Origin of the sequence: Plantactinospora siamensis, assembly GCF_042434095.1 — a bacterium.
GTDB lineage: Bacteria > Actinomycetota > Actinomycetes > Mycobacteriales > Micromonosporaceae > KBS50.
The window spans coordinates 230,700-253,472 of sequence record NZ_JBHLUE010000002.1 but is presented as its reverse complement, the minus strand read 5'-3'; the positions used below and the strand labels follow the sequence as shown (position 1 = coordinate 253,472).

Below are 22,773 nucleotides of genomic sequence, written 5' to 3'. Positions count from 1 at the left end.
CGAAGCGCGGGCGGATACGGCAGGATGCCTGTTCATGAGCCCGCAGTCCGCCGCCCGCCGCGGCACGCCCTCGTCGGCGGACGCCGACGGCACCACGCAGCCGGCGGAGGCCGATGCCAGCAGGCAGCCGGCCGAGGTCGATCCGTCCACGCCAGCGGCGGACGCCGACGGCGGCACGTCGCCGGTGGAGACCGACGCGCCCGCGGCACCGCCGCCCCGCGCCGCCGGTGACGCCAGCTATCCGGCGCCCGCTGCCGTCGGTGGGCACCCGGCCGGGGTCGACTACCCGTCCCGGTCCGACGGGGTGGTCCGAGGGCTGTCCGAGGCCATCGGCGGCCCGCTCGGCTCGCATGCCAATCCGGCCGTCGGTGCGGCCGGCGGCGGCACGGGGCGGTTCTGGACGGCGGCGCGCATCGTGCTGGCCCTCGCCTGCCTGGTCCTGGCCCTGCACTGGGTACAGAAGTCGCCGTGCCAGAACGGTGCCTGGCAGAACAACATCCAGTACAAGGACTTCTGCTACACCGACGTGCTGGCGCTCTATTACGCCGAGGGGCTCAACGAGGGCAAGGTGCCCTACCGGGACCAGGCGGTGGAGTACCCGGTGGTCACCGGGTACTTCATGGGCGCGCTCGGCCTGCCCGTGCACGCGCTCGGAGTGGACCGGCCGGCGCTGAACCAGGGGCAGTGGTTCTACAACCTCAACGCCCTGGTGCTGTCCGGGCTGGCCGTGGCGACCGTGGGCGTCCTGCTGGCGCTGCGCCGCCGCCGACCCTGGGACGCGGCCATGTTCGCGCTCTCCCCGGCGCTGCTGCTCACCGCCACCGTCAACTGGGACCTGCTGGCCATCGGGATCGGCGCCTTCGGCCTGTACGCCTGGGCCCGTCGCCGGCCCGCGCTCGCCGGGTTGCTGCTCGGGCTCGCCGGGGCCGCGAAGCTGTGGCCGATCTTCCTGCTCGGGCCGATCCTGGTGCTGGCCTTCCGGGCCGCCCGGCTGCGGGCCGCCCTGATCGCCGTGGCGACCGCGGTGGCGACCGTGCTGGTGGTCAACCTGCCGATCGCCATCCTCTATCCGAAGAACTGGTGGCGGTTCTTCGAGCTGAACCAGACCCGGGCCGTCGATTGGGGCACGCTCTGGTACATCGGGCGCTACCTGGACGGCAAGTGGCGCTCCGGGCAGCCCGGCCAGCAGGGCCCGTTCCAGTGGCTCAGCGGGCACATCCCGACCCTCAACACCGTGTCGTACCTGCTGTTCGGCGCGGCCTGCGTCGGCATCCTCGTGCTGACGTTCCGGGCGCCCCGCCGCCCCCGGCTCGGTCAACTGGCGTTCCTGGTGGTGGCCGCGTTCCTGATCTTCAGCAAGGTCTGGTCGCAGCAGTTCACCCTGTGGCTGCTGCCGCTGGCCGTGCTGGCCCGGCCGCGCTGGGGGGCGTTCCTCGCCTGGCAGTTCGCCGAGGTCTGCTACTTCGTTGCCTTCTACGGCGAACTGCTGGGCACCTCCACCGGCACACCGGTCTTTCCCGAGGGCGTGTTCGTGCTGGCCTCGACGTTGCGGCTGGTGACCGTTGCGGTGCTGTGCGGGTTCGTGGTGCGGGAGATCATGCATCCGGAGCAGGACGCGGTGCGGCAGACGTACGCAGACGACCCGGACGGCGGCGTCCTGGACGGCGCCCCGGACGCGACCTGGCTGACCGGTCGGGGCGCGGAGGGGATCCACCGGGAGCCCGCAGTCGCAACCTGAGCCCCCGGTCGCAACCTGAGCGCGTGAGGTGGCGCCCTCGGCGCCTGCTTCGTGACCCGGAATCCCACGGCCGAGCCCTGAACCCCCGCGGGCTGCGACCGCGTGGCCGTCAGAAGCGGTAGACCACCACGTTCCCGACGTCCTGGCGTTGGATGCCCAGCGAGTCCACCGGCAGGTCGATGGTGGTCTGCCACGGCGTGCCGGCCACCCGGTCGCGGAGCAGCACCACCGTGTGCACCCCGATGCCGCGGAGGTATTCGACGCTGTTCGGGTCGGGGAAGCTCTTCGTCACGTCCCGCGTGGCCTGCTGAGCCTGTGGCGTGAAGCCGCTGCCGCCGTTGACCACCGGCTGGAACCGGCTGGTCGTCCAGAGCATCACGTTCTGGTCGGTGGACTGGTCGCTCGGCAGCACCAGCAGGGGCCCGTCCAGGGTGCGGAGAGCGTCCGGCTGCTCCGGCACGACCGGGTGCGGCGTGACGTTCAATCCCTCGATCAGCACCAGCGCCAGCGGCACCAGCGTGACCAGCCGCAGCCAGGGACCGGGCCAGGGCGGCACGCGGTGCGCGGCGAGTTCTCGGACCCGGACGCACAGGGCCGTCACGGCCCCGGCGGCCAGCAAGCCCAGCAGCAGCGTGGTCCAGAGCATCAGCCGGCCGGGGGTGCGTAGGCCGTCCCACCCGGGCAGATGCTCGAACAGCGGCACGTAGGTGTACCGGCCGCCGTGGAACTTGGTGCCCATGGCCAGCAGCAGGGCCAGCACGGTGCCGGCCGCCAGGAACAGCCGCTGGCGGACCGTCCAGATCGAGAACACCAGGCCGACCAGCGCCAACCCGTACAGCATGAAGCCCGGCAGCAGCGTCATCTCGGGATGCCACGGCAGCGCGGCGCGGGCCTGCTCGTGCGCCGCGCCCCAGATCCGCGACTCGGCGGGCGCGATGAGGAAGCCGTCCGCCGGCGGCGAGAACAGGTCGACCTCGGGCAGCGAGCGCTTCGCGTACGGGTACAGCTCGGCGACCTTGAAGAACGGGATCGACATGAGCGCGCCGGTCGCCGCGAACACCAGACCGCCGCCCAGGTCCGCGCCCAGCAGCCGCCACCCGAACGGCCGCCGGCCCGCGCCGGTGAAGCGCCGCACGTACCAGACGACCACCGAGACCAGCACGACCAGCCCGAGCACGTACGCGAACGGCAGGCCGATCCCGAAGCCCAGGGTGATCTGCCAGCTTGCCACCAGCCAGCCGGCGACCGCCCAACCGGCGTTCCGCCGCTCGGGCCGGTATCCGCGCCGCAACGACCAGCCGTGCCCGCGGGCCAGCATGGCGAAGGCCAGCGGGATGCCCCCGTTGGACAGCACGTGCAGGTGACCGTCCTGGGCCAGCAGCCACGGCGCGTAGGTGTAGCTGGCCCCGGCCACCGCGGCGCCGATCCGCCCGGCGCCGAGCTGGCGGGCCAGCGCGTACCCGCCGAACGTGGCCAGCGCGTGGACCAGGACGAACAGGATGTTGTACCGCAGCAGGGCGGCCACCGGGCCCGTGCCGAGCATCCCGGCCGGGGCGTAACCCAGGAGCGTGTCCGAGAACGCGAAGCTCCACGGCTCCGGGTAGAAGGTGTTGGACTGCCAGAGCTGACCGGGATCGTGCAGCAGGGCGTGGCCCGACCAGGCCATCTGCCAGGCCTGCAGGGTCGGGTCCCAGATGTCCTGCGGGATCGTGTGCAGCGGATAGCGCAGGGTCGGCCAGGTCATCACCACGGCCAGGACAAGGCTCGCCAGCGCGGCGAGGGTCCACTCGTGCACGAGGAAGCGATAGACGGCGTGGGCCACCCGACCGGCCCGGCTCGGCCGCGCCTCGCCCGCCGGGCCGAAGGCGGCCCACGGGTCGCCGGAACCGGTGTCGCCGCCCGGCTCGGCCGAGTCGGCCGGCTCGGCCGCGCTGCTCGGGTCGGCCGCGCCGCTCGGGCTCGCCGGTTCGGCCGCGCTGCTCGGGCTGGGCGGCTCGGCCGCGCTGCTCGGGTCAACCGGGTCGGCCGTGCCGGCCGGGGTCTTCTCGGGCACCGCGCGGTCGTCGGGATCGCCATCGATGGTCGGTACGCCTCCGGCGGTGGATGCCGCGCCTTTCGGCGCCGGCTCGCCGGCGGCGGTCACGGGGTCGGGGGAGTCGCCGACGGTGCTTGCCGGCCCGGCGGCGGTTGTGACGTTGCTTGCGCGTTCGGCGGAGCCGCCCGGGGTGGGTGCCGGGTCGCCCGAGCCGCCGTGCGGGGCTGGCGCCGGGTCGCCCGAGCCGCCGTGCGGGGCTCGCGCCGGGTCGGCCGAGCCGTCCGGGTTGGGCGCCGGGGCGGGCGCCGGGGTGGGCGGATCCTGCCCCGCAAGGATGTCCGGGCTGCCCGCGCCCGGCCCGGGGGACGGCTCCGCGTCCCTGGACCGACCTGCTGGCCGGGGCGACGTCTCGGCTTCGCTGGACTGATCGGTGCTCATCGTGCCGCCTACCGTCCGGCCCCGCGCAGGAGCGCGATGTCCGCCCGCTGTCCGTCCACACCGCCCGGTGTCTCGACCACGACCGGGGCGCCCGAGGCACGGACCGCGGCGACGACCAACTCGGGGTCGATCTTGCCGTTGCCCAGGTTGTCGTGCCGGTCACGGCCGGAGCCGAACGCGTCCTTGGAGTCGTTGGCGTGGATGAGGTCGATCCGGCCGGTGATGGCCTTGACCCGGTCGACGATGTCGAGCAGATCCTCGCCGCCCGCGTGCGCGTGGCAGGTGTCCAGGCAGAAGCCGACGTCGAACTCGCCCACCGCGTCCCAGAGTCGAGCCAGGTTGTCGAACCGCCGAGCGCAGGCGTTGTCGCCGCCGGCCGTGTTCTCGATCAGCACCGGCGTCGCGAAACCGCCGCTCTTGGCGGCGTACGCGAAGGTCTTGCGCCAGTTGTCGATGCCGACCGCCAGGTCGTCGCCGGCGTTCACGTGCCCGCCGTGCACGATCAGGCCCTTCGCGCCCACCGTGGCCGCGGCTGTCGCGTGCGTCACCAGCAGCTTGCGGCTCGGGATCCGGATCCGGTTGTTGAGCGTGGCCACGTTGATGACGTACGGCGCGTGCACATAGACGTCGATGTCGGACCCGCGGAGCCGGTCCGCGTCCGGGTGTGGCTGCGGCGCCTTCCAACCCTGCGGATCGGCCAGGAAGAACTGGACGGTCTCGGCATCGCGGGCCGCTGCCGCCCCCAGCGGGTCGGTCGCGTCGACGTGGGCTCCGATACGCATGGAAGGGAGCCTACGTCCCGAGGCCGACATCCGGGTGGCGGCGTCCCACGGCGGCGGCGCGTCACCGGCGCCCCGGCGTTTCGTTGTGTGGGCATGAAGGATCGGCGCGTCCGCGGCTGCGTACAGGTCGGCTCCGTGCCGGCCGGCTCGGTTGGCGGGCCGCCCGCCACGGATAGCGGCTCCGGAAGAAATTTCCGGAGCAATTCGGGCGATTACCACTCAAGGTGCAAATTACTGCTATCTTGGCTTTAGACAAGAAAACACCGGCTCCGCGGGGCGCCAACCGTCCAACCTCATCGGTGTGGTCGTTCCTCCCCAGGTCCCACCCAAGGAATGCGGACGGGGGCGCCCCGCGGCTCAGCGCCGTCCGTCGCCACGGACCGGTCGCCGACGGGCTCCTCCCGCACCAGTCGGGCAGGAGCCCGTCGTCCTGTCCACCCCCACTCACCCAGGCTCGCCAGCCCGCTCGGCCACGCCACAGCTCCGGCCGGCCCGGCCTGTCCACCCAGCTCGGCGATCTTGTGCCGCTTGCGCCGGCATGACGGACCTTCTTCACCGATCCTCAACCGAAAGCGCAAGATCGCGGCAGGGGGACCGGGGCGGACGGCGTGCCGCGGCCCTGGCGGTGGCGATCCACGGATGGGCGGCTATCCTGGTCAGGTTGTCCGTGTGCCGGTGGTCCGTTCCCCCGGTCCCGGACGACGACGCACGACCTCCTGCCACGGAAGGACCGTGGCCGCATAGCCCACAGGAGGTGAGAACGTCTTGCGTCATTACGAGATCATGGTGATCCTCGACCCCAGTCTCGAGGAGCGCACCGTTGCCCCGTCGCTCGACACGTACCTGAACGTGATCCGGACCGCGGGTGGCTCGGTGGAGAAGCTCGACGTGTGGGGCCGCCGGCGCCTTGCGTACGAGATCAGCAAGAAGGCCGAAGGCATCTACGCCGTCATCGACCTCCAGGCCTCGCCTGAGGCGGTGGCCGAGCTGGACCGGCAGCTGCGACTCAACGAGTCGGTGCTGCGTACCAAGGTCATCCGTCCGGAGACGCGCTGAGCGCGTAACCGGTCCGTCCGGATCAGCCGCACCGGCACTGTCACAGGGCTCTGGCAGCCTTGCTGACGAGACTGATGCGTGCGCGAGGAGATGGTCATGGCAGGAGACACCACCATCACGGTCATCGGCAACCTGACCGATGACCCCGAGTTGCGTTTCACCCCTTCCGGTGCGGCCGTCGCCAAGTTCCGGGTCGCTTCGACGCCCCGGTTCATGGACAAGGCCTCCGGTGAGTGGAAGGACGGCGAGCCGCTCTTCCTCGCCTGCACCGTGTGGCGGCAGGCGGCCGAGCACGTGGCCGAGTCGCTGCAGCGCGGTGCCCGGGTCATCGTCTCGGGTCGGCTGCGCCAGCGCTCGTACGAGACGCGCGAGGGCGAGAAGCGTACGGTCATCGAGCTTGAGGTCGACGAGATCGGCCCCTCGCTGCGGTACGCCACCGCCAAGGTGCAGAAGATGTCCCGCTCGGGTGGTGGCGGCGGCGGGTTCGGCGCCTCCAACGGTGGTGGTGGCGGCGGCGGTGGCCAGAGCCGCGGCGGCGGAAACTTCGACGACCCGTGGGCCACGGCCGCACCCTCCTCGTCCGGCTCGGGCGGAAACTTCGACGACGAGCCCCCGTTCTGACGGCGCCGAGAGGCGTCCGGATCTGTTATCAGGAGCAAGAGCAATGGCAAAGGCTGCGGCACTTCGCAAGCCGAAGAAGAAGGTGAACCCGCTCGACAAGGACGGGATCACCTACATCGACTACAAGGACACCGCGCTGCTGCGCAAGTTCATCTCCGACCGCGGCAAGATCCGCGCTCGGCGGGTGACCGGAGTCACCTCCCAGCAGCAGCGGCAGATCGCTCGCGCGGTCAAGAACGCCCGCGAGATGGCCCTGCTGCCCTACACGGCCACGGCCCGCTGAGAGGGGGCACCACGATGAAGATCATCCTCACTCAGGAGGTGTCCGGCCTCGGCGAGCCCGGCGACATCGTCGAGGTCAAGGACGGGTACGGGCGCAACTACCTGCTCCCGCAGGGCTTCGCGATCGCCTGGACCAAGGGCGCCGAGAAGCAGGTGGCCGTCATCCGCCGGGCCCGCTCGGCCCGCGAGGTGCGGAACCTCGACCACGCGAACGAGATCAAGGGCCAGCTCGAGGGCCTCAAGGTCAACCTCAGCGCCCGGGCGGGCGACGGGGGCCGGCTCTTCGGCTCGGTCACCCCGGCCGAGGTCGTGGACGCGGTCAAGGCCGCCGGCGGACCGGTCCTGGACCGCCGCCGGCTGGAGATGCCCGGCCACATCAAGGCGGTCGGGTCCTACGCCGTCCGGGTGCGGCTGCACCCGGAGGTCAGCGCGCGGTTCGATCTGAACGTCGTACCGGGCAAGTAGGCACCACCACGACGGGGTGTCGCGCCACTGGGCGCGGCACCCCGTCGTCGTGTCCGCCGCCGGCGCCGCGTCGTCCGGGAACGTGCCCGGCTCAGCCGGTGCCGCTCAGCGCGGTGAAGAGCACCGTCGACAGCCCGCCCCCCACGACGGCCGCGGCCAGACCGACCGTCACCGACCGCCACGCGCCGCTGGCCCGGCGCAGCAGCACGGCCACCACCAGGCTGGCCAGCAGCGCCGCACCGAACTGCGGCACCCCGGCCAGCAGCGAGACCAGCGCATGCGTACGCGGAGACTGGCACCCCCCGCCGGTCACGTCGGTCACGCAGCCATCCGGGACACTTCCGTCCAGAGTGACCAGCCAGCCAAACAGCACGAGCACCGGTAACGCGTACCAGGCCACGGTGCAGAGCAGGGCACCGGACATGCTGCCCCGGTCACCGTCGATCAACAGCCCCGAATCCAGCCGGGCCGGCATCCGGCTCAGCCCGACGGACGCCGCGCCCCACTGCGCCGGTCGGGCGGCGCTCCGGCTCGCCGTCGCCGTACCGCGGGGGGCCGTCGCGGCCGCGGCCGGGCGTCCGGCGCCGCCGTAGACGGCTCCGCGTCGCGCCGGGGCGGACCTGCCCGCGCCGCTCCGGCCGGTCGCCGGGCCGCCGAGGCCGCGCGGCGCCGGCGCGCTCGCGATGCCCGTACCGGCCGACTCGAACCCCGGGGGCTGCGCGGGGGGCGCTTGGCCGAGCCCGGGTCGCGGATATCCGACGACCGGCGAGCTGGGCGCCGCGGCCGGGGTGTCCATCCAGCGGGGATCGTCACCGGCCAACCGCGTACCGGACCAGAACGTGTCCCGACGGCCGTACCGCTGCTCGGGGCCGTCCGTCTCGGGGCTGCGTGGGGTGGCGCGGCCGATCGATCGCCCCCCGGTCGCCGGGCCGCTCCGGGGCTCACTCGCGGTGAAATCGCCGGCGGCCTGATCCCAGCGGCGGATGTTGGTGGAGGTGTCGTCCGGCCGCGCCCATGGGTCGACGGCCGGCGACCGCTCCCAGTCCGTAGCCGGGTCCCGCCGGGAATCCCGCCCCCGGCCCTCCCGGCCGGAGCGCGAATCCCCCGGGGGCCGCGAGGTCCGCCGGTCGGCGCCGAGGGAGGCCGCCCAGTTGCCGGCACTGGTGGAATCCTCCCAGCCCGTACCGCCGCCGCGTCCCCAGCCCCCGGTGCTGGTCGGCGGCTCCCAACCGCCCACCCCGGTGACCGGTTGCGCCGAATAGGGCCGATCCCGGTCCTCGGCCGGCGACGCGCGGTGCGCACCACCCCGGTCGTCATCCTCGCGGGCACGCCGACGCCCGACGCTCCGCGTCTCCTGCTGGCCCCAGCCCGCGCCGGTCGGCGACACCGGCTCCCGGCCCGTCGCCTGCCGGGGCACCCGGCCGGTCCAACTGCTCGGCTCGGGTTCCCGCTGCCAGCCGCCGGTGGTTTCCGTCGCCGTCTGCCACCGTGCGCGGCGCGCCGGTGGCGCCTCGTCCGTATCCTCCTGGCGATGCCGCCCGCCGCCGGCGATGTCGGCGTCGTCGCGGGCCCAGGCCGGGACATACCGTTCGGCGGAATGCAGGTTGCGCCGGCCGGCCCGGCGTGCACCCTCCTCCGCGGGAGCGTCGGACAGCCCACCCTCCCGGGCGTCGTGCTGGCGCACCCGCCGGGAGAGCTCACCGCTCCCCCAGTCCCGGTAGTCCACGGCCGGAGAATTCCCTTTCCGGGGATCGAACGTGCAATCAAGTGTCGAGCAGACTTCTCGGCGTCGATGGTACGGCACACTCGGCCCAACTCACCCAGTGGACTTTTTTCCTCCACAGCCTGGGGATCGTGTTTCCGCAGCTCAAGGCGCATCCCCCGGCTAATCCCCAGAAGATATCCACACCCTGTGCACAGGACTGCGCACAACTAGGGGCGGGCTGTCCACAGGTTGTCCCAAGGCTCGTCCACCGGGCCATTTGAGTCACCGACCGGCGGGTACGTATCGTTGCTCGGGCGCCGGACACGGAGACTCCCCCCGCCGTGACCACGGCGATCAAAGTTGTCGGACCCGGACGGCAAGCTCGACGGGTACCACCGGAGCGCTGAGAGGGGGAGGCGGTGTCCATCGACGACCAGACGCGCCCGGATGCCCGGCCCGCGGTTCAACCGTCCACGCCGCCCCCGCAGCGCGACGGTCAGTTCGACCGGACCCCTCCGCAGGACATCGCCGCCGAACAGTGCGTGCTGGGCGGCATGCTGCTGTCCAAGGACGCGGTGGCCGACGTCGTCGAGATCCTCAAGCCGGGCGACTTCTACCGACCGGTGCACGCCACCATCTTCGACACCGTTCTCGACCTCTACGGCCGGGGCGAGCCGGCCGACGCCATCACCGTGGCGGCGGCGCTGGCCGACTCGGGCGAGCTGGCCCGGATCGGTGGGGCGCCCTACCTGCACACCTGCATGGCCGCCGTGCCGACCGCGGCGAACGCCGCCTACTACGCGCGGATCGTGAGCGAGCGGGCGGTGCTGCGCCGGTTGGTCGAGGCCGGCACCCGCATCGTCCAACTTGGATACGGCTCCGGTTCCGGCGGCGGGCGGGACGTGGACGACGTCGTCGACCTCGCCCAGCAGGCCGTCTACGACGTCACCGAACGGCGGGTGAGCGAGGACTTCGCCGTGCTCGCCGACATGCTGCAACCGACCCTCGACGAGATCGAGGCGGTCGGCGCTCAGGGCGGCGTGATGACCGGCGTGCCCACCGGCTTCACCGACCTGGACCGGTTGCTCAACGGACTCCACCCCGGTCAGCTCATCATCGTGGCCGGCCGACCCGGGCTCGGTAAAAGTACCGCTTCGATGGACTTTGCCCGAAATGCGGCTATTAGAGCTAATCATGCGGCCGCCATCTTCTCGCTGGAAATGAGCAAGGTGGAGATCGTCATGCGGCTGCTCTCGGCCGAGGCCCGGGTGCCGCTGCACGTGCTGCGCAGCGGGCAATTGTCCGACGACGACTGGACCAAGCTGGCCCGGTGCATGGGCGAGATCAGCGAGGCGCCGCTGTTCGTCGACGACACGCCGAACATGAACCTCATGGAAATCCGCGCGAAGGCGCGCCGGCTCAAGCAGCGACACGACCTGAAGATGATCGTCGTGGACTACCTGCAGCTGATGAGCTCACCCAAGCGGGTCGAGAGCCGTCAGCAGGAGGTGGCCGAGCTGTCCCGGGGCCTCAAGCTGCTGGCGAAGGAGGTCGAGTGTCCGGTCATCGCGGTCAGCCAGCTGAACCGAGGCCCGGAGCAGCGGACCGACAAGCGCCCGCAGCTGTCCGATTTGCGTGAATCAGGTAGCATCGAGCAAGATGCGGACGTTGTCATACTTCTGCACCGGGACGACTACTACGACAAGGAGTCGCCGCGGGCGGGCGAGGCCGACTTCATTGTGGCCAAGCATCGAAACGGCCCGACCGACACCGTGACCGTCGCGGCCCAACTGCACCTGTCCCGCTTCGTGGACATGGCCATCGTCTGAGGTCGGCTGGCGGGGCTCCCTGCCCGGCGGGCGGTTGCCTACAGATCGCGCGCAGCGCCGGTACGGTTCAGCGCAGCAGCGGAAACCGGTCCGCGACAGTACCCAGCGCGGCCCGGTCGTCCGCGTCCAGCGGCTCACGGCCGGCGGCCCTGAGCAGGTAGCCGGTGGGCGTCCACCGGTCCGGCACCGGTCCGGCATCGAGCAGCCCGTCCATGGTCGCCGTCGCCACCGCGACCGCCGCTGACGCCGGCGGCGGCGCCCCGGGAAGCTCGACCGTCAGATCCAGGTGATGGATGACCGCCTCAGTGACCAGGGTGCCGAGCAGGTCCGCCACCGTCAGCACGTGGCCCTGGGTGGTGACGAGGTCCTCCGGTCCCCACCGGGTCGCGGCGCGGGCGGTCGCCGGCGCCGTGTCGGACCAGACGTCGACGATCCCGCGCGGCCGGTCAAAGGCCGCGGCCGACCGCCGGGCCCACCACGCGTGCCGGCCGGCCGCATCCGACCACTCCTGCGAGTACGCCGCCCAGTAGCTCACGGCGTCCACATCCGGCGGCCCGTCGGCCGGGCTGGCCAGCGCCACGAGGGCGCGTCGCGCGTCGCACAACACGTGGAACAGCAGGTCGGCGACGACCCAGCCGTGGCACCGGGTCGGCCGTTGCAGGTCCTCGTCGCTCAGGTCACGCACCGCGGCGGTGATTCCCGCGTAGGCGCTGTCGAGCTCGGCGGGAGTCGCGGTGGCCGGCATGCGGATCAGCGTCGCACATGCCGGCCCCGGGGGCACACCGGCGGCCGGCGTGGGCCGGCCACCTCGGTCAGTCGAACAGTTGGCCGAGGAATCCCTGGTGCCGCTTCCGTCGGTAGTGGCCGTGATAGCCGTGCTGCTTCTGCCGGTAGTGGCCGTGATAGCCCGGGTGCTGACCGGACCCGTACGCCGGGCCCGGGGGGTAGGCCGGGGCCGGTGGGTACCCGGGCGGTGGCTGGCCGGGGGCGCCGTAGCCCGGCTGCGGGCTCACGGGCGGCGGCGGTCCCGGTACGCCGGGCGGCGGCGCGGCGTGCTGGCTATTCCACTGCGTCTCAGCCTCGAAGAGCTTCTCCAACTCACCCCGGTCGAGGAAGATGCCGCGGCACTCGTCACACTGATCCACCGTCACGCCGCTGCGCTCGTACTGGCGCATGGCGCCCCGGCATTTCGGGCACGTCAAGGGTTGCATCACCCGACGGTAGCGAACCCGCGCACCCCGGCCGGCCAGCTGCGCCGTGGCCGGCTGCGCGACCCCGGGCGGGGCTGGCCCCGGCGAACGCCGCCGCCCAGCCGAGCAACGCCACCGGATACAACAGGTAGCCGAACCGGGTGCTGGGCATCAGCAGCATCGCGGCGAGCAGGCCGTACCCGCTGATGGCGGCGCTGGCGGCGGCCGTGCGGGGCGGACGGCGCAGCAGCCGCACGCCGATGGCCAGGGCGGCTGCCCCCAGCAGCCCGGCGGCGATCAGCCGGCCGCCGGGCACCGCGGTGGCGATGAGGTGACCCGGCAGCGGCGACTGGGCGGGGCTGGTGACCAGGCCGTGCCCGAGCGGGAAGCGAAGCACGTTTTCGATCAGCGCGGCCCGGTCGATGAGCAGGACCGGCAGGACCGCGAGCACGGGAAGACCGACCGCGCCGGCCGTCATTCTGAGGAGGCTGCCGCGTCCCCTCGTGGCCGCGTACGCAATGAGGACCGCGGCGACCGGCCAGGCGAACAGCTTGAGCGCCCCGGCCATGCCGATGGCCACGCCGGCGGCGCCGGGACGGCGCGCGGCACAGAGGGCGAGCGCGAGCAGGCAGAGGCCGAGCACCGGAAGATCGTCTCCGCCGGTGGCGATGGTGAGCGCCGACAGCGGCAGGACGGTGCTGAGCTGCACCGCGCGCAGGAGCGCGCCCGCCGGTTCGGGCCCGGCCCCGCCCGGGGTCGCGTCGCGGTCGGGCGTGGCGCGGAGGTCCGACATCGCGTCGACGTCCGGCGCGGCGTCGCGGTCCGGCGTCGCGCGGACCTCCGGCGTCGCGCCGAGGCCCGGCGGCGTGGGGCCGAGGTCCGGCGTGGGGCCGAGGTCTGGTGTGGCGCGGAGGTCCGGCGTCGAGCCCGGGTTCGGCGCGCCGCGCCGGGCCAGCGCCGCGGCGGCCAGCACCGTCAGCGCGGTGACGGCCGCGAACCAGACCCGGGCGTCGGTCCACCAGGCGGCCCCGGCGAGCGCGCGAGGCAGGCCGAACAGCGCCATCCCCGGCTGGTACGGCAGGTAGCCGAGCAGCCGTTCGTCCAGTGGCAGGGCCGCGATCGCGTCCCGGGAAAGGTACGGAGTTCCGTGCTCGAGCAGGCGGTGGCCGGCCTGCTCGACCACGATCACCTCCTCCTGCGCCCGGTCGCCCCGGCCGGCGGCCCGCTGAGCCGCCTCGACGACCAGTGGCGCGCCGGCCGTGAACGCCCAGGCGGTGCCGGCGATCCAGGCCCGGGCCCGGGTGCCGGTCCACCGGGCGCCGGCGGCGCGGTGGCGGGCGGCGAGCTGCGCCAGCACGGCCAGGCTGGCCAGCAGGTAGCCGGGGACGGCCAGGGCGCCCCAGGCCCGGTGCGGGGCGAGGGTCGACGCAGCGGCGGTCCAGGCCGCGAAGAGCACCGACGCGAGATAGAGAACGAGGTCCCCGACGAGCCCGTCGCGCCGGCGTACCCGGGTCAGGAACCGGTGCGCGGACCGCGGCGGACCAACCGGGGACGGCGCCGGACCGACCGGCGGCGGCCCGACCGGCGGCGGCCCGACCGGCGGCGGACCGACAGGCGCCGGACCGACAGGCGTCGGACGCATCGGCGGCGGCCCGGCGTCCCGGTCGGCGGCTCGGGTCATGGCCGCCAGTCTGCCAGGGCGGTCACGCGGGCAGGTGCGGCAGCCTGTCCTGGCGCCGCGGTCCGCCGCGCCGGCTGGGCGACAGCCGGATCACCGAGCCGGCCTCGTGCAGCGGCGGCGCGAGGGTGCCCGGCCGGCCCTCGGCGCCCTGCTGGAGCGCCCCGAGCAGGCGCCCGGCCGCCATCGGCCGGGCGAAGAGGTGCCCCTGGCCGGCCGCGCAGCCGAGCTCCCACAGGGCCTGCCGCTGAGGCTCGCTCTCGACGCCCTCGGCCACCACCACCAGGCCGAGGCTGCGGCCGAGGTCGACCGTCGAGCGGATCACCGCGGCGGCCTCGGCCGAGTTTTCCATGGCCATCACGAACTCACGGTCGATCTTGAGCTCGTGTACGGGTATCCGGGACAGCATGGACAGCGAGGAGTATCCGGTGCCGAAGTCGTCCAGGGCCAGCCGTACGCCTTCGTCGCGCAGTTGGTTGAGCACCTGGTCGACAACCTCGAGCTGACTGAGCGCGAGCGTCTCGGTGAGCTCCAGGATCAGGCCGTCCGGCGGCAGGTCGTGGGTGCGGAGCCGGGCCAGCACCGCGCCCGGGAAGCGGGCGTCGAGCAGGCTGCGCGGCGAGACGTTCACCGCGACCGGCAGGTCGAAGCCGGCCTCCCGCCAGCTCCGGGCCGCCATGAGCGACTGGTCCAGCACGGCCTCGGTGAACGCCGGCAGCAGGCCGGACCGCTCGACGGCGTCGATGAACCGCAGCGGGTCCATGGTCCCGTGCACCGGGTGCTGCCACCGGGCCAGCGCCTCGGCGGCCATCACCTCGCCGGTGCTCAGCTCCACGATCGGTTGGAACGTCACGGTGAACTCGTCGTCGGCCACCGCCCGCGGCAGGTCGCCGCCGAGCACCAGCCGGCCGAGGTCGGCCGTGTCCTGCGCGGGAAGGTACGTGGTCATCCGCCGGCCGGTGCGCTTGGCCTGGTACATGGCCACGTCCGCGCGGCGGAGCAGTTCGGCCATCCCGCCCATGTTGGGGGCGCTCGCGATGCCGCCGCTGGCCTCCACGCTGATCCGCATGCCGTCCAGGTCGAACGGCTTGTGCAACGCGGTGAACAGCGTCTCCGCGCGGTGCGCGGCGACGGCGGGGGCCGGCAGGCCGCGGAACAGCACCGCGAACTCGTCACCGCCCAGCCGGGCGACCAGGTCCTCGTCGCGTACGGCCGAGCTCAGCCGGTCGGCGACCTGGATGAGCACCCGGTCGCCGGCGGCGTGCCCGAGCGTGTCGTTGATCTCCTTGAAGTGGTTGAGGTCGATCAGCAGCAGGGCCACCACCCCGTCCGCGTGCTGGCGGCGCAGCACCTCGTTGCCGCTGTCCATGAGGTGTCGCCGGTTGGGCAGCCCGGTGAGGGCGTCGTGGGTGGCCGCGTGCGCCTGCTCCTGGGCCACCCGGTCCAGTTCGGCGTACGCGTCGGCGTTGCGGATCGCCGTGCACAGCGCCGAGGCGAAGGTACGCAGCGTGTAGTGCTCCCGTTCGGAGAGCTTGACGGGCCCGTGGAACCGCAGCCGCACCTCGCCGACGGCCTCGTGATCGTCGTGCCGGGTGAGCGCGGCCGGGATCACCACGTCGGCGGTCTCGGGCGCGCCGCTGATGGGGCCGTCGTAGGTGATCGACTCGGTGTCGCCGCGGATCAGCCGGCCCGCCCCGAACAGCTCGACCTCCACCTCGTCGGCGGAGAAGAGCTCGGCCGATTGCGCCACCGCGGTCCGCAGCACGAGGTCGGGGTCCACCACGTTGAGCGCGTCGGTCGTCCGGGCGAGCCGCTGCCAGGCCTGGCGCTCCTCGCGGGAGCGGAGCCGGCCCGCGTACGCGAGATGCAGGCTCAGCACCAGCGGGGGTATCACCAGCAGCAGCCGGGGATCGAGCCGGAAGATGAGCAGCGTCACGATGATCAGCAGCAGCCGTGCCGCCGCGCTGACGAGGCGTAGCCCAAGGTTGGCTCGCAGCAGGTCGAGCAGCGGCGTGCCGGTGTCGAGCGCGATAACCGGCAGCATTACCAGCTCGTCGAGGACGACTAGGAGGCAGTAGGCCACGAGAAGTGGCAGCAGAACTTCACGAAGCGTTCGGGCCGATTGTGCATTCCAGCCCAATGTGTGCAACAGCAACCAGGCTGCCCCGGCAAGGACCGTTTCTTTCGCCACGTTGAAGGCGGATTTGATGAACGCTCGGCGACGAATCAGATATGCGGTCGTCACCCCGACCGCGGTACAGACGACCACAGTGGCGGGCGGTGCTACCGCAAGCCCGATGATGATCGCCACGTCACACCACTGGATCGCCTGGGTGGTCGAGCGGATTCGGATCCGGATGGCGGTCGTCATTCCGAGAATAACCAGGAATGTCAGTATCGCGGCGGTTTGCCCGTCGTGCGCCGATATCTCGTCCCGGACCACCGACTGCACGGCCACCGCCAGGACGAGGGCGGCAAGAACGACGACGAGACCGACAGGCAACGCGAGTTGCCGATCGGTCTCATGATTTCGTCGCGGCTGTCCTGCCATGACTCTCCAGGAAGAGGCGTACCAGGCAGCCTACGCCCCGTTGCGGGGGCGACGGTACCCTCTCACTCCCAGCTGCTGCCGCGCATGGCTACTCCCTCTTGGTCGACCCCTTGGCGGACCTTCGCGGTGCCCGCCGTTATCCCGATGACCATGACGCTAGGCCAACTCGGGTCCGATTGCACCCGAGAGATGTCGTATTGCGCATAATCCGATGATTGGCCGGCTTATCGTCACCGAACGCGCTCAGAACAAAACGGTGAGTCTATTTCCGGCGTCGGCACGCGAGCATCACGGTGGCCATTACGGACGTTTACCGAGGGCTTCTGCTCCGCTCGGATAGGGAGGCGGGCGCACGGCCGTTCCGCTGCTCATTATGGGCGTCCGGCGGCCCGGCGTCGCGGGGCCGATTGGCCCCATCCGCTGCGTCAATGGATAGGCTGCGGGGCGTGACGGATTCTCCGGCTCGGTTGAGCCATGTGGACGCGGCCGGCGCGGCCCGAATGGTGGACGTGTCCGCCAAGGAGGTCACCGGTCGCCGGGCCGTTGCCGCCGGGCGGTTGTGCACCACCACCGAGGTGATCGAGCTGCTGCGCCGGGACGGGCTGCCCAAGGGCGACGCGCTGGCGGTGGGACGGGTGGCCGGCATCATGGGCGCCAAGCGCACCCCGGACCTCATCCCGCTCTGCCACCCGATCGCGCTGCACGGGGTGACCGTCGACCTGGAGCTGACCGAGCGGGCCGTCGAGATCACCGCGACCGTACGGACGGCCGACCGGACCGGAGTCGAGATGGAGGCGCTCACCGCGGTGGCGGTCACCGGGCTGGCGTTGATCGACATGGTCAAGGCCGTGGACCCGGCGGCCACCATCGACGCGGTACGCGTGCTGCGGAAGCTCGGCGGCAAGACCGGCGACTGGCAGCGGCCGGCGGACCGGCCATGATCCGGGCCCGCGTGGTGGTCGCCTCCAACCGGGCGGCGAGCGGCGTGTACGAGGACACCAGCGGCCCGCTGCTGGTCGCCGGCCTGCGGGAGCTGGGCTGCGCGGTCGACGAGCCGGTGGTGGTGCCGGACGGCGATCCGGTGGGGCAGGCCCTGCTCGCGGCGCTGGAGGACGGCGTCGACGTGGTGCTGACCAGCGGCGGCACCGGGATCAACCCGACGGACCGGACGCCTGAGGTGACCCGGGCGGTCCTCGACTATGAGATACCGGGCATCGCCGAGGCGATCCGGGCGCACAGCCGGCCGACCGTGCCGGCGGCGGCGCTGTCCCGCGGGCTGGCCGGGGTGCTCGGCCGGATGCTGGTGGTCAACCTGCCCGGTTCCACCGGCGGCGCGCGGGACGGGCTCGCGGTCCTGCGCCCGATCCTCCCCCACGCCGTCGACCAGCTGCGCGGCGGGGACCATCAGCGGTAGGGCCACCGGCGGTGGGGCCATGGCCGTGCAGGCAGGTCGGGCCGGACCGGGACCGGTGCGCGACCGCGTACCGGCGGGGGCGTCGGTGCCGGGCGATAGGCTCGGCAGGTGACCGCAGCCGATCCCGTCGCCGTCGCCGCCCCGGGCGTCGTACCCGCTCCGCTGTCCTGGCCCGAGGCCCGGCGCCGGGCGCACGAGGCCGGCGCCGCCGCGGCGCTTCCGGTGGCCGAGGTCCCGCTCGAGTCGGCCGACGGCCGCACGCTGGCCCGCCCGCTCGCGCCGCTCACCGACCTGCCCGCCTTCCGCACCTCCAGCGTGGACGGCTGGGCCGTCCGCGGACCGGGCCCGTGGCGGATCGTCGGCCGGGCCCTGGCCGGCGCCGTGTCCGCGCCGCTGCCCGAGGCGGGCACCGCCGTCGAGATCGCCACCGGCGCGATGCTGCCCGACGGGGCGGACGCCGTGCTCCGGGTCGAGGAGTCCACCCGGTCCGCGGACGGTCTGGTCGAGGGCCGGCTGCGCGGCACGCCGGAGTGGCGCTCGCCGGGCGAGGAGGCGCGGGCCGGCGAGGAGCTGCTGCCCGCCGGCACGCCCGTCGACCCGGCCGTGATCGGTCTGGCGGCCTCCTGCGGGCACGACCGGCTCGCGGTCCGCCGGGCCCCGCGCGCCGCGCTGCTGGTCTTCGGCGACGAGCTGCTGACCGCCGGACCGCCGGGGGACGGGCGGGTGCGGGATGCGCTCGGCCCGGCCGTGCCGGCCTGGCTGCGCCGGTACGGCTGTGACATCGGGCCGGCCGACTTCACCGGCCCGGTCGCCGACACCCTGCCGGCGCACGTCGACGCGCTCCGGGCGGCACTGGCCGGCGCCGACCTGGTCTGCACCACCGGCGGCACCATGCACGGGCCGGTGGACCACCTGCATCCGGCGCTCGACGCGCTCGGCGCCGAGTACGTGGTCAACACCGTCGCCGTCCGGCCCGGCTTCCCGATGCTGGTGGCCCGGGTGTCCGGCGCGGACGGCCGGGCCCGGTTCGTGGCCGGGCTGCCCGGCAATCCGCAGTCCGCGATCGTCGCCCTGGTGTCCCTGGTGGCACCGCTGCTGGCCGGTCTTCAAGGTCGCGCCCAGCCGGAACTGCCGGCCGTGACGCTGGCCGAGCCGGTCCCGGGCCGCGGCGAGTCCACCCACCTCGCGCTCGTCCGGGTTGACCCGCGAGACAACACCGCCCGCCCGGTCCGGCACGTCGGCTCCGCGATGCTGCGCGGGCTCGCCCTGGCGGACGGCTTCGCGGTCATCGCGCCGGGCGCCGAGGGGGCGCCCGGCGACGCCGTGCCGTTGGTGCCGCTGCCGCCGCGCCAGGGAGTGGTCCGGTGACGGGCGCCGTTGCACCGCACGACGCGGTCGGCGGGGCCGTTCCGCCGGAGGTCGTCCTGGTGGCCGTCGGCACCGAGCCGCTGGACCTGGCCGCCCACGAGGCGGCGGTGGCGGGTGCGCGTTCCGGGGCGGTGGTGTCGTTCCAGGGCGTCGTCCGCGACCACGATCACGGCCGCGGAGTCACCCGGTTGGAGTACGAGGGACATCCGAGCGCCCTCGACGTGCTCCGGGCGGTGGCCGCGGAGATCGCCGGCGATGACGCGGTGCACGCCGTCGCGGTGTCCCACCGGGTCGGGCCGCTGGACATCGGCGACGTCGCGCTGGCGGCCGCCGTCAGCACCGCGCACCGCGCCGCCGCCTTCGCCGCCTGCGCACGCCTGGTCGACGAGGTGAAGGCCAGGCTCCCGGTGTGGAAGCACCAGATCTTCGCCGATGGCACGGACGAGTGGGTCAACTGTCCCTGACGGACGGACGCTCCCCGCCGCGCGGCGGCATCACCCGCACCGGTGTGGCGGGTCTGACGTGCCCCTGCGGCGTCAGGCGCGCAGCGCGGGCGTGCGCCGGTCCTGCCGCTGGTGCTCGGGGTAGAACACCGGCTCCGCCCCCGGCCGCCAGGGCAGCGCCGCCACCAGCACGATCAGCGCGATGGCCAGCGAGTTTTCCATCAGCGCGCCGAACAGGCCGTCCTGGTAGTGGGAGACCGCGGGCAGCTGGTGCTCGTACGGCCAGATCGGTGAGATGAGGAACAGCGCGTAGAGCGCGACGGCGGCCGCGGCGTGCCGCGCCCCGGTCAGCGTCGGGTACCAGATCGGCGAGCGGAGGCCGCCGATGCCGTTCAGCCCGGTCGGCGCGGCGGTGGTGCGGCGCAGCCCGCGGCTGGCGGCCCGGCGCCGGCTCGCGGCGTCGGCCAGGATGATGACGGCCGGCACGACGAACACCAGGTGGTGGGTCCAGGAGATCGGGCTGATGACGTTCGCGGTCAGGCCGATGATGGTGAAGGCGGTCAGTTCGTCGCCGTCGGCGTGCGCGCTCGCGGCCCGGGACAGCCCGACCGCCAGCAGCAGCACCGCGAACGCCAGGTAGATCAGGCCCGGCGTCTCCATCGAGTCGTACAGCCGGGCCAGCATGCCGGCCAGGGACTGGTTGGGGGTCGCGTCGGGCTCGCCCACCCGGCCGGTGTCCCAGAGCACCTCGGTGAAGTAGGTCGTCGACGCCCGGCCGGCCACCGCGAAGGTGGCCAGGGTGACGCCGGCGGCGGTGGCCATTGCGGTGAACGCCGCCCGCCACTGACGGGTCAGCAAGAGATGGACGATGAACAGCGCGGGCGTCAGCTTGATGGCGGTGGCCAGGCCGATGCCGACCCCCGCCCACGCGCCGCCCAGCCAGCATCGCCGCAGCAACCCGCCGGTGACCGGACCGCGCAACACCCGGCGGGCCCGCCAGCGCAGCGCGATCAGATCGGCCATGACGAGGCCGAAGAGCAGCAGGTTGACCTGGCCATAGCCGAGCGTCTCCCGGACCGGCTCGATGGCGGCGGCCAGCGGCACGGCCAGGGCGACCCCGAACCACAGCGGCCAGCGCATCCGTTCGGCGATCGGCTTGAGCAGGGCCGTCAGCACCACCGCGAGGGTGCCGAGGCTGGCCAGCACGTTGATCAGGCCGGCCATCCCGACCCGCAGCGGGGCCATCGGCAGCATGGTGAGCGCGGCGAACGGCGGGTAGGTGAAGCCGAGGGTGGTCCGGGGCGCCACGAACCCGTACAGGTCGTTGCCGGCCGCCCACCACGCCACGGCGCCGTGGTAGATCTTCAGGTCGAAGAAGTTGTACGGCCGGCCGAACGCGCCGATGGCGAGCCAGGACAGATAGCAGGTCAGGGCCACGGCCGCGAGGCGCGTGACGGTGCGGCTGTCCACGCGGGACCACGTCCACCGGGACGGGGTGTGCGTGTCGGTCCGCCCATCGACGGTCGCCGGCATGGCACTGTCACCCCCGTACCGATCGTGTCCAGGTCCTGCACGCAGCAGCCTAGAACCGCGCCACACCGCACCGCCCCCTGCGTTATCCGAACGTATCCCGTCCCACACTAGTTCGCGACATTTCTGTCTCGTTGCCACAGGGCGGTAATTCCAGATAAATCACCGCTAAGCTGCCGTGTCGCCCGGTGCAATGGGCGGTGCCGGCCCGTGCCCGGCGCGACCGCGGGCGCTCCCGGCGGCGCGGTCCCGCCGGCTCGGCCATGAGGTTCGAAATCCTATCGACGCGGCTCAACCCGGCCGCGCACGGGGCACCTCAGCCCGGCAGCCGCCGCGCCGCCGTGGCGGAGCGCACCGCGATCCGCGCGTCCCGGCGGGCGCCCCGGACCACGCGCCGCACCGAGCGACCGCCGCGCTGCACCGACCGGCGACCGTCGAGCACCGCCCGGCTGGTGCGCCAGCGCAGACCCGGTCGGCCCTCGGTGTCGGCGGCCGCCAGCAGCAGCCCGCCGAACATGCCGAGGTTCTTCAGGAAGTGGATCCGGTGGTTCGCCCGCTCGGCCGGGTCGTCGATGGCCCAGTACGAGTGCCCGGCCACGGTGGTCGGCACCAGCGTGCCGGCCAGCACGGTCGCGGCCGGCCGGGTCAGGTGACCGGTGGCCAGCAGCAGTCCGGCGGTCAACTGCAGGGCGCCGTTGACCCGGACCAGGCTCTCGGCGTCGGAGGGCAGCCGCGGGTCGACCCGCTCCATCATCGGGCCCACCCGATCGGTGACCTTGCGCGCCCGCCCGACGAACGGCTGCGGGTTGGCCAGGGACCGGGCACCGTTGATCACAAAAATGCCGCTGAGCATGGCGCGGGCGATGCCACGTACGGGTCTCATGCGTCAGTCATACCCCGCGGCCGTCCGCTTTACCCGCGCATCGACGGTAACCATGGCCGGTCATCGTGGCTGGCCCCGGCACTTTGCCCCACCGATCGGCCGCCGGGCAGGTAGCGTCGCCAGCCATGACAGCTGTGCGGCTCCGGCCGGAGCAGCCGTCGGACGTGCCCGCGATCCGGCGGTTGCTGGCCGCCGCCTTCGCGCACTCCGACAACCGGGTCCCGGCCGAGGTGCGGCTGGTGGACGCGCTCCGCGTGGACGACGCCTGGATACCCGAGCTTTCCATCGTGGCCGAGGTCGGCGGCGAGATCCTCGGCTATGCCCTGTTGTCCAGGGTACGGGTCGATCCGGCCGGCTTCCCCGCGCTCTGTCTCGGGCCGGTGGCCGTGCGGCCCGACCGGCAGCGGGCCGGATACGGCAGCGACGTCGTGCAGGCCGCGCTGTCGGCGGCCACCGAGCTGGGCGAGCGGCTCGTCGTGCTGCTCGGCAGCCCGGCGTACTACCGGCGGTTCGGCTTCTTTCCGGCCGCCCGGCTGGGGCTCACCAGCCCGTGGTCGGGGCTGGGCGACCCGTGGCAGGCGCTGCTGCTGCCGGCCTCCGCCGGCGACGCCGCCGCGCCGTCGACCGCGGCCGGTACGGCGGGATCGCCCGCCGGCGCGGCGGGACCGCCCGCCGAGGACGCGCCGGTGCCGCCGTCCGGGGAGGTCACCTTCCCCGGGCCCTGGTCGCTCGTCTGAGCCGCGCCGGCCCGGCCGCCGGTCAGCT

20 protein-coding genes are annotated in these 22,773 nt (G+C 73.3%); 11 read left to right on the top strand and 9 right to left on the bottom strand.

The features are described 5' to 3' along the window. The first annotated feature begins 34 nt into the window (after nt 1-34). Entirely contained in the window at nt 35-1,738 is a 1,704-nt protein-coding gene (locus ACFFHU_RS02720; RefSeq protein WP_377335289.1) for a glycosyltransferase family 87 protein, read from the top strand. A gap of 109 nt (nt 1,739-1,847) precedes the next feature. Here the strand turns inward: ACFFHU_RS02720 and ACFFHU_RS02715 are convergent, their stop codons facing one another. Together ACFFHU_RS02715 and ACFFHU_RS02710 are read right to left on the bottom strand one after the other, a co-directional pair. Beyond that, nucleotides 1,848-4,211, bottom strand: a complete 2,364-nt coding sequence (locus ACFFHU_RS02715) for a hypothetical protein (RefSeq protein ID WP_377335287.1) — start codon at nt 4,209-4,211, stop codon at nt 1,848-1,850. Nucleotides 4,212-4,219: 8 nt separating this feature from the next. Next, nucleotides 4,220-4,993, bottom strand: coding sequence for a deoxyribonuclease IV (locus ACFFHU_RS02710; RefSeq protein ID WP_377335285.1), 774 nt, complete (start codon nt 4,991-4,993; stop codon nt 4,220-4,222). A 765-nt stretch (nt 4,994-5,758) separates the two neighbouring features. On the opposite strand from ACFFHU_RS02710, the gene rpsF reads away from it, so the two are divergent. The 4 genes from rpsF to rplI all read left to right on the top strand — a co-directional run bounded on the left by rpsF (nt 5,759) and on the right by rplI (nt 7,417). After that, nucleotides 5,759-6,049, top strand: coding sequence for a 30S ribosomal protein S6 (gene rpsF, locus ACFFHU_RS02705; RefSeq protein ID WP_095567421.1), 291 nt, complete (start codon nt 5,759-5,761; stop codon nt 6,047-6,049). A 78-nt stretch (nt 6,050-6,127) separates the two neighbouring features. After that, nucleotides 6,128-6,670: a single-stranded DNA-binding protein gene (locus ACFFHU_RS02700; protein ID WP_377335283.1), complete on the top strand. Its 543-nt coding sequence runs from the start codon at nt 6,128-6,130 to the stop codon at nt 6,668-6,670. Nucleotides 6,671-6,713: 43 nt separating this feature from the next. After that, complete coding sequence (gene rpsR / locus ACFFHU_RS02695) at nt 6,714-6,953, top strand: 30S ribosomal protein S18 (RefSeq protein WP_007073789.1); 240 nt, start codon at nt 6,714-6,716, stop codon at nt 6,951-6,953. A 14-nt stretch (nt 6,954-6,967) separates the two neighbouring features. Continuing rightward, the gene (rplI, locus tag ACFFHU_RS02690; RefSeq protein ID WP_377335281.1) at nt 6,968-7,417 is read left to right on the top strand and encodes a 50S ribosomal protein L9; all 450 of its coding nucleotides are present in this window, start codon (nt 6,968-6,970) and stop codon (nt 7,415-7,417) included. 91 nt (nt 7,418-7,508) lie between these two features. Here the strand turns inward: rplI and ACFFHU_RS02685 are convergent, their stop codons facing one another. Beyond that, nucleotides 7,509-9,143, bottom strand: coding sequence for a hypothetical protein (locus ACFFHU_RS02685; protein ID WP_377335279.1), 1,635 nt, complete (start codon nt 9,141-9,143; stop codon nt 7,509-7,511). A 398-nt stretch (nt 9,144-9,541) separates the two neighbouring features. Between ACFFHU_RS02685 and dnaB the strand changes: the two genes are divergently transcribed. Next, nucleotides 9,542-10,951 (top strand): replicative DNA helicase, encoded by a 1,410-nt coding sequence (gene dnaB / locus ACFFHU_RS02680; RefSeq protein ID WP_377335277.1) that lies wholly within the window; start codon nt 9,542-9,544, stop codon nt 10,949-10,951. 67 nt (nt 10,952-11,018) lie between these two features. Here the strand turns inward: dnaB and ACFFHU_RS02675 are convergent, their stop codons facing one another. The 4 genes from ACFFHU_RS02675 to ACFFHU_RS02660 all read right to left on the bottom strand — a co-directional run bounded on the left by ACFFHU_RS02675 (nt 11,019) and on the right by ACFFHU_RS02660 (nt 16,370). Beyond that, nucleotides 11,019-11,696, bottom strand: coding sequence for a maleylpyruvate isomerase N-terminal domain-containing protein (locus ACFFHU_RS02675; protein WP_377335275.1), 678 nt, complete (start codon nt 11,694-11,696; stop codon nt 11,019-11,021). A 67-nt stretch (nt 11,697-11,763) separates the two neighbouring features. Next, entirely contained in the window at nt 11,764-12,162 is a 399-nt protein-coding gene (locus ACFFHU_RS02670; protein ID WP_377335273.1) for a TFIIB-type zinc ribbon-containing protein, read from the bottom strand. Continuing rightward, the gene (locus ACFFHU_RS02665; RefSeq protein ID WP_377335272.1) at nt 12,083-13,822 is read right to left on the bottom strand and encodes a glycosyltransferase 87 family protein; all 1,740 of its coding nucleotides are present in this window, start codon (nt 13,820-13,822) and stop codon (nt 12,083-12,085) included. Before ACFFHU_RS02665 ends, ACFFHU_RS02670 begins: the two co-directional genes overlap by 80 nt. 22 nt (nt 13,823-13,844) lie before the next feature. Further along, complete coding sequence (locus ACFFHU_RS02660) at nt 13,845-16,370, bottom strand: putative bifunctional diguanylate cyclase/phosphodiesterase (protein ID WP_377335271.1); 2,526 nt, start codon at nt 16,368-16,370, stop codon at nt 13,845-13,847. Between the two features lie 446 nt (nt 16,371-16,816). On the opposite strand from ACFFHU_RS02660, the gene moaC reads away from it, so the two are divergent. The 4 genes from moaC to ACFFHU_RS02640 all read left to right on the top strand — a co-directional run bounded on the left by moaC (nt 16,817) and on the right by ACFFHU_RS02640 (nt 19,616). Next, on the top strand, nt 16,817-17,311 hold the full coding sequence (gene moaC, locus ACFFHU_RS02655) for a cyclic pyranopterin monophosphate synthase MoaC (protein ID WP_377335269.1): 495 nt from the start codon (nt 16,817-16,819) through the stop codon (nt 17,309-17,311). After that, on the top strand, nt 17,308-17,784 hold the full coding sequence (locus ACFFHU_RS02650; RefSeq protein ID WP_377335267.1) for a MogA/MoaB family molybdenum cofactor biosynthesis protein: 477 nt from the start codon (nt 17,308-17,310) through the stop codon (nt 17,782-17,784). The genes moaC and ACFFHU_RS02650 overlap by 4 nt, the downstream gene beginning before the upstream one ends. Before the next feature lie 162 nt (nt 17,785-17,946). Beyond that, on the top strand, nt 17,947-19,152 hold the full coding sequence (locus ACFFHU_RS02645; RefSeq protein ID WP_377336030.1) for a molybdopterin molybdotransferase MoeA: 1,206 nt from the start codon (nt 17,947-17,949) through the stop codon (nt 19,150-19,152). 56 nt (nt 19,153-19,208) lie between these two features. Beyond that, entirely contained in the window at nt 19,209-19,616 is a 408-nt protein-coding gene (locus ACFFHU_RS02640) for a molybdenum cofactor biosynthesis protein MoaE (RefSeq protein WP_377336028.1), read from the top strand. A gap of 72 nt (nt 19,617-19,688) precedes the next feature. Here ACFFHU_RS02640 and ACFFHU_RS02635 read toward each other — a convergent pair whose 3' ends face one another. Together ACFFHU_RS02635 and ACFFHU_RS02630 are read right to left on the bottom strand one after the other, a co-directional pair. After that, nucleotides 19,689-21,128 carry a glycosyltransferase 87 family protein gene (locus ACFFHU_RS02635; protein WP_377335265.1) on the bottom strand — a complete coding sequence of 480 codons (1,440 nt, stop codon included), beginning with the start codon at nt 21,126-21,128 and terminating at the stop codon, nt 19,689-19,691. Between the two features lie 313 nt (nt 21,129-21,441). Then, a complete protein-coding gene (locus ACFFHU_RS02630; protein ID WP_377335263.1) occupies nt 21,442-22,008 on the bottom strand; it encodes a DoxX family protein in 567 nt (188 codons plus the stop codon). Nucleotides 22,009-22,133: 125 nt separating this feature from the next. Between ACFFHU_RS02630 and ACFFHU_RS02625 the strand changes: the two genes are divergently transcribed. Further along, a complete protein-coding gene (locus ACFFHU_RS02625; protein WP_377335261.1) occupies nt 22,134-22,745 on the top strand; it encodes a GNAT family N-acetyltransferase in 612 nt (203 codons plus the stop codon). The last annotated feature ends 28 nt before the right edge of the window (nt 22,746-22,773 follow it).

Coding starts and splice junctions, on each gene's coding strand:
- ACFFHU_RS02625 (WP_377335261.1), top strand. CDS start 22,134: ATGACAGCTGTGCGGCTCCGGCCGGAGCAGCCGTCGGACGTGCCCGCG.
- ACFFHU_RS02675 (WP_377335275.1), bottom strand. CDS start 11,696: ATGCCGGCCACCGCGACTCCCGCCGAGCTCGACAGCGCCTACGCGGGA.
- ACFFHU_RS02715 (WP_377335287.1), bottom strand. CDS start 4,211: ATGAGCACCGATCAGTCCAGCGAAGCCGAGACGTCGCCCCGGCCAGCA.
- rplI (WP_377335281.1), top strand. CDS start 6,968: ATGAAGATCATCCTCACTCAGGAGGTGTCCGGCCTCGGCGAGCCCGGC.
- ACFFHU_RS02630 (WP_377335263.1), bottom strand. CDS start 22,008: ATGAGACCCGTACGTGGCATCGCCCGCGCCATGCTCAGCGGCATTTTT.
- ACFFHU_RS02670 (WP_377335273.1), bottom strand. CDS start 12,162: ATGCAACCCTTGACGTGCCCGAAATGCCGGGGCGCCATGCGCCAGTAC.
- ACFFHU_RS02710 (WP_377335285.1), bottom strand. CDS start 4,993: ATGCGTATCGGAGCCCACGTCGACGCGACCGACCCGCTGGGGGCGGCA.
- ACFFHU_RS02650 (WP_377335267.1), top strand. CDS start 17,308: ATGATCCGGGCCCGCGTGGTGGTCGCCTCCAACCGGGCGGCGAGCGGC.
- ACFFHU_RS02720 (WP_377335289.1), top strand. CDS start 35: ATGAGCCCGCAGTCCGCCGCCCGCCGCGGCACGCCCTCGTCGGCGGAC.
- ACFFHU_RS02635 (WP_377335265.1), bottom strand. CDS start 21,128: ATGCCGGCGACCGTCGATGGGCGGACCGACACGCACACCCCGTCCCGG.
- ACFFHU_RS02665 (WP_377335272.1), bottom strand. CDS start 13,822: ATGACCCGAGCCGCCGACCGGGACGCCGGGCCGCCGCCGATGCGTCCG.
- ACFFHU_RS02660 (WP_377335271.1), bottom strand. CDS start 16,370: ATGGCAGGACAGCCGCGACGAAATCATGAGACCGATCGGCAACTCGCG.
- rpsR (WP_007073789.1), top strand. CDS start 6,714: ATGGCAAAGGCTGCGGCACTTCGCAAGCCGAAGAAGAAGGTGAACCCG.